4 protein-coding genes are annotated in these 7,720 nt (G+C 48.2%); 2 read left to right on the plus strand and 2 right to left on the minus strand.

The annotated features are described in order from the left end of the window. Positions 1 to 36 precede the first annotated feature (36 nt). Together gorA and B9J84_RS09870 are read right to left on the minus strand one after the other, a co-directional pair. Positions 37 to 1,395 (minus strand): glutathione-disulfide reductase, encoded by a 1,359-nt coding sequence (gene gorA, locus B9J84_RS09865; RefSeq protein ID WP_081245272.1) that lies wholly within the window; start codon positions 1,393 to 1,395, stop codon positions 37 to 39. A 110-nt stretch (positions 1,396 to 1,505) separates the two neighbouring features. Next, positions 1,506 to 2,345: a 23S rRNA (adenine(2030)-N(6))-methyltransferase RlmJ gene (locus tag B9J84_RS09870; RefSeq protein ID WP_017045941.1), complete on the minus strand. Its 840-nt coding sequence runs from the start codon at positions 2,343 to 2,345 to the stop codon at positions 1,506 to 1,508. A 205-nt stretch (positions 2,346 to 2,550) separates the two neighbouring features. On the opposite strand from B9J84_RS09870, the gene prlC reads away from it, so the two are divergent. Together prlC and uvrD are read left to right on the plus strand one after the other, a co-directional pair. Next, positions 2,551 to 4,593, plus strand: a complete 2,043-nt coding sequence (prlC, locus tag B9J84_RS09875; RefSeq protein ID WP_094124041.1) for an oligopeptidase A — start codon at positions 2,551 to 2,553, stop codon at positions 4,591 to 4,593. Between the two features lie 156 nt (positions 4,594 to 4,749). Next, positions 4,750 to 6,924: a DNA helicase II gene (uvrD, locus tag B9J84_RS09880; protein WP_013855687.1), complete on the plus strand. Its 2,175-nt coding sequence runs from the start codon at positions 4,750 to 4,752 to the stop codon at positions 6,922 to 6,924. Positions 6,925 to 7,720: the final 796 nt, after the last annotated feature.

Genomic DNA, 7,720 nt, shown 5'->3' on the forward strand with positions numbered 1-7,720 from the left:
GTTTATGACTCGCTGCTATTTTACGATAAAGAATGTTTAGTTTCTCATGGTAACAAACTCTTCACTACCCGTTGGGTGTATTGCCACAACTGAATCAAAATCGGCCTTGGTTGCGCCCATTTTCATGGCTACGCCAAAGCCTTGAATCATTTCATCAACCGCAAAACCGATGCCGTGTAGGCCAACAACGGTTTCTTCAGGGCCAGCGCATACTAGTTTCATTTTGCATGGTTGACGGTGAGAGGTGACGGCGGTGTACATGGCCGTGAAGCTAGAGGTATACACTTTGACATTCTCTTCGCCATATTGCGCTTGGGCTTCTTGCGTGGTGAGGCCAATTGTGCCGATTGGCGGATGGCTAAAGACTACGGTCGGGACTAGTTTGTAATCCATCTTCGCATCGGTTTTGCCATTAAACAGGCGCTCTGAAAGTTGACGGCCTGCTTTGACGGCAACTGGTGTGAGCTCGATACCGCCTTCCATGATATCGCCGACACAGTAAATGCCCGCGACGTTGGTTTGCTGGTACTCATCAACCTTAATATAGCCTTGTGCATTAGTTGCCACACCCGTTGCTGCTAGGTTTATCGCATCGGTTGCTGGGTGGCGGCCGATTGCCCAAATGAGCGTATCAACGTTTTGGCTTTGGCCATTTTCAAGGTGTAGAGTCAGGCTGCCATCGGCTTCTTTGATCACTTCTTTTGGCACTGAATGAGTATGTAATGTTGGGCCTTCCGCCGCCATGACTTCAGTGAGTGTTTCGATGATCATGGGATCAAAGCTGCGCAGTGGTGATTCTTTGCGCACGTAAAGGTGCGTTTCAGTGCCGAGTGCGTTGAGTACGCCCGCGATTTCAACCGCAATATAACCTGCGCCCACAACCGCGACGCGTTTAGGCTGTTCGGTCAAGTCAAAGAAACCATTGGAATCAATGCCGTATTGTGCCCCTGGGATCGCCGGAATCGTTGGGCGTCCGCCAACGGCAATCAGGATATGGTCTGCTGTGTAGTGTTCACCGTTTACTTCTACGGTTTTTGCATCAACAAAGCGTGCAAAACCGCGGATCACTTCCACTTTATTATTGCCCAATACGCGGTCGTATGATTGATGAATACGGCCAATATACGCTTGGCGGCTCTCAATCAGTTTTGACCAGTCTAATCCTTTGACATCGACATCGAAGCCGTAATCTTTGGCATAAAGGTGCATTGCTTCAGCAATTTGCGCGCCATGCCACATCACTTTTTTCGGAACACAACCGACGTTGACACAAGTGCCGCCAAGGTCTTTGGCTTCAATCAGTGCGACTTTCGCACCATACATTGCCGCGCGGTTCGCTGAAGCGATACCACCAGAGCCACCACCGATACAGATATAATCAAAATGCGTTGTCATTACTTTCTCCATTATTCTTTTTTCATCCTATTTGACCTTGGTTTTGTACGGTGTTGGCAACCATAGCAAGGCGAAAAAGGTTCTCAACTTCTTTGATAGATTGGGTCAGTTTATTCTGGTACAACCCATTCGACTTTAAAATGACCGGTTACCGGGGCAATCGCTTGCTGAAGAAACGGTAAAATTTCCTGCATTTGCCCTTCCAGTGTCCACGGTGGGTTAATCACTATCATGCCTGAAGCGGTCATGCCACGTTCATGGGTGTCTGGCGATACGCCCAATTCAATTTGTAAGATTTTGCGAATACCGAGGCTTGCCAGCCCTTCAAGCAAGTCCTCAATGGTGTCGCGATTCACTACGGGATACCAAATGGCGTAGATACCCGTCGCCCAGCGCTTATAACTTTGGGCAATGGCTCTTACGACATCGCTGTACTCTTTGGCCAATTCGTAAGGGGGATCGATCAACACTAAGCCGCGACGCTCTTTCGGTGGCAGGCTACCGATTAAGCGTTGGAAACCATCTTCTTTGTAAATCGATACCTGACGATCTCGGTGGAACTCTTGCTCGAGCAAAGGGTAATCGCTCGGATGCAATTCAGTGAGCACCATACGATCCTGCGCGCGTAGATGAGCACGCGCCACACGCGGTGAGCCGGGGTAGTAGCGTAACTCTTCGCTTTCATTGAGTGCTTTTACTGCCTCAAGGTAGCTTTGAATGGCGGGTGGCGTTACATTTTGTTGCCAAATACGAGCAATCCCTTGTTTATATTCACCGGTTTTTTCTGACCATTCATGGGTCAAGTCATAACGGCCCACGCCAGAGTGGGTGTCATGATAAACAAAAGGCTTCTCTTTTTGCTGTAATGCATTGAGGATAAGGCTTTGTACAATATGCTTTAATACATCCGCGTGGTTGCCCGCGTGAAAACTGTGGCGATAACTTAGCAAAATAGGCTCTCAAAACACCCCAAATGGAGTGTGTTTCATCAATCAAACGTATTGGCTGATTATACGCCACTATTGAAAATTGCTGAACCTACCTATATTTACTATTTCAGATAAACAAAATCGACGGTTGCCGTGAAACAATCAGTGACTGTTGCAGAGAAATGCATCAACGTGCAGGCGCGTCTTAACTTAAAAGGAATGTTTTATGTCTAATCCACTTCTCACTTTCACGGATTTACCGCCGTTTTCCGCCATTAAGCCAGAGCATGTGAAGCCTGCGGTTGAGAAAGCGATAGAAGATTGCCGCACCGAAATTGAAAAACGCCTTGCTGGCAATAGCACCCCAACGTGGGAAAACTTGATTGCACCCATTGAAGAGATGGATGATCGCTTAAGCCGTATTTGGTCGCCAGTGAGCCACCTTAATTCCGTGCTCAATAGCGATGAACTGCGTGATGCGTACGAAAGCTGTTTGCCGCTGCTGTCTGAATACGGCACTTGGGTTGGGCAACATAAAGGCCTGTTTGAAGCCTATAAGAGCATGAAAGCCAGCGATACTTTTTCCTCGCTCTCTCAAGCGCAGCAAAAAACCATCAATGATGCACTGCGTGATTTTGAGCTATCGGGTATCGGCTTGCCATTGGCAGAGCAAAAACGGTACGGCGAGATCAGTAAACGTCAATCTGAGTTGGGTTCTAAGTTCTCTAACAATGTACTGGATGCCACGATGGGCTGGACCAAGCACATTACTGACTCCAATCAATTAGCGGGCATGCCAGAATCGGCATTAGCAGCTGCACAAGCGGCGGCGCAAGCCAAAGAGCTCGATGGTTATTTATTAACGCTCGACATTCCTTCTTATCTGCCAGTGATGACTTATTGTGATAACCAAGCTCTGCGCAAAGAGCTTTATGAAGCGTATGTTACGCGTGCCTCGGATCGCGGGCCAAATGCGGGCAAGTGGGATAACAGCGAAATCATCGCTGAGAAGCTCAAACTGCGTCATGAAATAGCCCGTATGCTCGGCTTTAATACCTACAGTGAAAAATCACTGGCGACCAAAATGGCGCAAACGCCCGATCAAGTGTTAGGGTTTTTAAATGATTTAGCCACCAAAGTGAAACCGCAAGGTGAGCGTGAAGTAGAAGAGTTGCGTCAATTTGCGCAGCAAGAGTTTGGCGTGACCACGCTAGAGTTGTGGGATATCGCTTACTACAGCGAAAAACAGAAACAGCACTTGTTTGATATTTCAGATGAAGAGCTGCGCCCTTATTTCCCAGAGTCGAAAGTGGTGAGCGGCCTATTTGAAGTGCTCAACCGCGTATTTGGCATGAGCGTCAAAGAGCGCTCTGGGGTTGATACTTGGCATCCATCGGTGCGTTTTTTCGATATTTTTGATGCGAAAGGATCACTGCGTGGCAGCTTCTATCTCGACCTGTATGCACGCGAACATAAGCGTGGCGGCGCGTGGATGGATGATTGCCGTGGCCGCCGTATCACTCAAAATGGCGAGCTACAAACACCAGTGGCTTATTTGACCTGTAACTTTAATCGCCCAATCGGTGATAAACCTGCGTTATTTACTCATGATGAAGTGGTCACTTTGTTCCATGAGTTTGGACACGGGATCCACCACATGTTGACTCAAGTTGAAGTGGGTGCGGTATCTGGCATCAATGGTGTACCGTGGGATGCGGTTGAACTGCCAAGTCAGTTCCTTGAAAATTGGTGCTGGGAAGAAGAGGCGTTAGCGTTTATTTCAGGTCATTACGAAACGGGTGAACCGCTACCGAAAGAAATGCTCGATAAAATGCTCGCGGCGAAAAACTTCCAGTCAGCGATGTTTATTTTGCGCCAACTTGAATTTGGTTTGTTCGATTTCACCTTGCACACCACTTACGATCCCGAAGTAGGCCCGCAAGTGTTGGAAACTCTCGCTCAAGTGAAAAAGAAAGTGGCCGTGTTACCAAGCCTTGAATGGAACCGTTTCTCACACAGCTTTAGCCACATCTTTGCTGGCGGTTACAGCGCAGGTTACTACAGCTACTTATGGGCAGAAGTGCTTTCGGCGGATGCGTTTTCTCGCTTTGAGGAAGAGGGGATTTTTAACCCGCAGACTGGGCAAAGTTTCTTGAACAACATCCTTGAAATGGGTGGTAGTGAAGAGCCGATGGAGCTATTTAAACGCTTTAGAGGCCGTGAGCCGCAAATTGATGCGTTGCTGCGTCATGCGGGGATCGCCGCGTAGTCACGCGCTTAAAATGCGATGAAGCTCGAATTAGCCCACCTTTGCGGTGGGCTTTTCATTTTTGAATGCCCAGAAAAATGTGATAGAGACGAGCATCTTGCCGCGATTTGAGGTTATAATCTGGGCAATTATGTATAAATAACCAGTAGCTTAGCCATGATGGATCCTTCTCTCTTACTCGACGGTCTCAACGATAAACAGCGCGAAGCGGTTGCCGCGCCTTTAGAAAACTTGCTGGTGCTTGCCGGAGCGGGGAGTGGTAAAACCCGAGTATTGGTGCATCGCATTGCTTGGCTTATCTCGGTTGAAAACGCCTCGCCTTTTTCAGTCATGTCGGTGACTTTTACCAACAAAGCGGCGGCGGAAATGCGTGGCCGAATTGAAGAGTTGATGATGGGCAGTGCATCGGGCATGTGGAATGGTACCTTCCACGGTATTTGCCACCGTATTTTACGCGCTCACTATCTCGACGCTCGCCTGCCTGAGGATTTTCAGATCCTCGATTCTGAAGATCAACTGCGTTTGCTGCGTCGCTTAATCAAAGCACAAAACCTAGATGAGAAGCAGTGGCCAACGCGCCAAGTGTGCTGGTGGATTAACGGTAAAAAAGATGAAGGTCTTCGTCCGAAGCACATCGATGCGTACCGCGATCCCGTGACTCAAACCTATTTGCAGCTTTATTCCGCGTACCAAGAGGCGTGCGATCGCGCAGGTTTGGTCGATTTTGCCGAAATTTTGCTGCGTTGCCACGAGATGTTGCGTGATAAACAGCACATTCGTGAACATTATCAAGCGCGCTTTAAACACATCTTGGTCGACGAATTTCAAGACACCAACAACATCCAATACGCATGGCTGCGCATGATGGCTGGGCGCGATTGCCACGTGATGATCGTCGGTGATGATGATCAGTCCATTTATGGCTGGCGTGGTGCCAAAATTGAAAACCTCGAAAAATTCACGCAGGAATTTCCGAGCGTTAATACCATTCGTTTAGAGCAAAACTACCGTTCAACCAAAACCATTTTGCAAGCCTCGAACGCACTGATCGCGAACAACACCGAGCGAATGGGTAAAGAGCTCTGGACAGATGGCAGCGAAGGCGAGCCAATTTCTATCTATTCGGCCTACAACGATCTTGATGAGGCGCGTTTTACCGTCAATAAAATCAAAGAGTGGCGAGATAAAGGTGGCGCATTAGAGGATTGTGCGATGCTTTATCGCAACAACGCCCAATCTCGTGTTTTGGAAGAAGCCTTGATTCAAGCAGGCTTGCCCTACCGTATCTACGGCGGCATGCGCTTCTTCGAGCGCCAAGAGATAAAAGATGCGTTAAGTTACTTGCGTTTGATGTCTAACCGTAATGATGATTCGGCCTTTGAGCGAGTCGTAAATACGCCACCGCGTGGCTTAGGTGATAAAACGCTGGAAACCATTCGTTTTGCGGCGCGAGATCGCGGCTGTACCTTGTGGCAAGCGAGCCTTGTGCTGTTGGAAGAAAAAGTGCTCACAGGACGTGCGGCAAGCGCATTAAGCCGGTTTATTGAACTGGTCAATGCCCTTGAAGATGATAGCGCTGAGATGCCGTTACACAGTCAAACCGACCATGTAATCAAAACCTCAGGTTTGTTTGAGATGTATCAGCTTGAAAAGGGTGAAAAGTCCAAAGCCAGAATTGAAAACTTGGAAGAACTAGTCACCGCAACACGCCAATTTGAAAAGCCAGAAGAAGCGGATGAGATGAGCATGTTGACGGCCTTTTTAACCCACGCAGCGCTGGAAGCGGGCGAAGGGCAGGCTGACGAATTTGATGATGCCGTACAGTTAATGACACTGCACAGCGCGAAAGGGTTAGAGTTCCCGTTGGTGTTTATGGTTGGCGTTGAAGAGGGAATGTTCCCTAGCCAAATGTCGGCCGAAGAAGCGGGGCGATTGGAAGAGGAGCGCCGTTTGTGCTACGTCGGAATGACGCGCGCCATGCAAAAGCTCTACATTACTTACGCTGAAATTCGCCGTTTATACGGTCAGGATAAATACCATAAGCCATCACGCTTTATCCGTGAGCTGCCAGAAAACTGCCTTGATGAAGTGCGCATGAAAGCGCAAGTGAGCCGACCAAGCAGTGCTGGGCGTTTTAGTCAAACAGCGGTCAAAGAGAACTTTAACGAGACGGGCTTTAGTTTGGGCGCACGCGTGAAACACCCTATTTTTGGTGAAGGCACCATCATTAATTTCGAAGGTAGTGGCCCGCAAAGTCGAGTGCAAGTCGCTTTTAACGGTGAAGGCATTAAATGGCTAGTGACTGCTTATGCCAAGCTAGAGAAACTATGATCTTCCTTGTACGAAGAAAGGGTACTTTTCTTTGCTGAGATGGTTGGATTGTTCTCCTCCCTCTTTGAGGGGGAGGCAGGGAGGGGTGTTTATGGCGTTGTTTAAACCAAATACCTAACCTAGCCGTTCAAGATATGAAAGCTGGATAACTCATCTACTTATCCGATCCAAAAGAAAAACCCCGAGGGCTTGCGCCCTGCGGGGTTATAGTCTTACTTGCAGCAATCCAGCTACGAAAGTGCTCCATGCATCAAATCCATGATAGTGGCCGAATTCCGTCAGCTTAATCCGTTCTTCGCCTTCCTAGCGGTGTCCTTGGTGACTTCCTAGTCTGCTAACCATCCACGTTAGCGCGCTTCACTTGTTCCTTGAGCGGTGTCCTTTACATCATCCTGATGTTCAGTCCTTGCCTCGTCCAGAGGTGTCCATTGTCTTTCCTTAGTAGTAACCATCCTAGCTACTATTGCGTCCATTCAATGTCCAATTTGCTTTCCGTGCCGACCATTCATCCTGAGCAGTCGTCTCTTCATCCTGAAGATGACCAATCCGTGGTGCTTTCCTGTTCCGTGTCAGAATCCTTCCGACAAGGTTCATATTACCCATCTCTAATTTATCGGCAATGCTAGAGAAACGCTTTTTTCGCAAAGGGTTTCTCTAGCTGGTTGTTATTTTATTTAAAATCAATAAGTTAAGTTTCTTGGTGTTGATTTTCCTACTCAAAAAGCGATATTTGCTCACTCGTTTGTAAGAGATCTCGCACAAAAATGGGCGCGAATCGCTGCATCAATGGCTAAGG

The sequence above is a fragment of the Vibrio sp. V03_P4A6T147 genome (assembly GCF_002241085.1).
GTDB lineage: Bacteria > Pseudomonadota > Gammaproteobacteria > Enterobacterales > Vibrionaceae > Vibrio > Vibrio anguillarum.

Excerpts from the sequence above, each read along its gene's own strand:
- uvrD (WP_013855687.1), top strand. The coding sequence starts at position 4,750 with ATGATGGATCCTTCTCTCTTACTCGACGGTCTCAACGATAAACAGCGC.
- prlC (WP_094124041.1), top strand. The coding sequence starts at position 2,551 with ATGTCTAATCCACTTCTCACTTTCACGGATTTACCGCCGTTTTCCGCC.
- gorA (WP_081245272.1), bottom strand. The coding sequence starts at position 1,395 with ATGACAACGCATTTTGATTATATCTGTATCGGTGGTGGCTCTGGTGGT.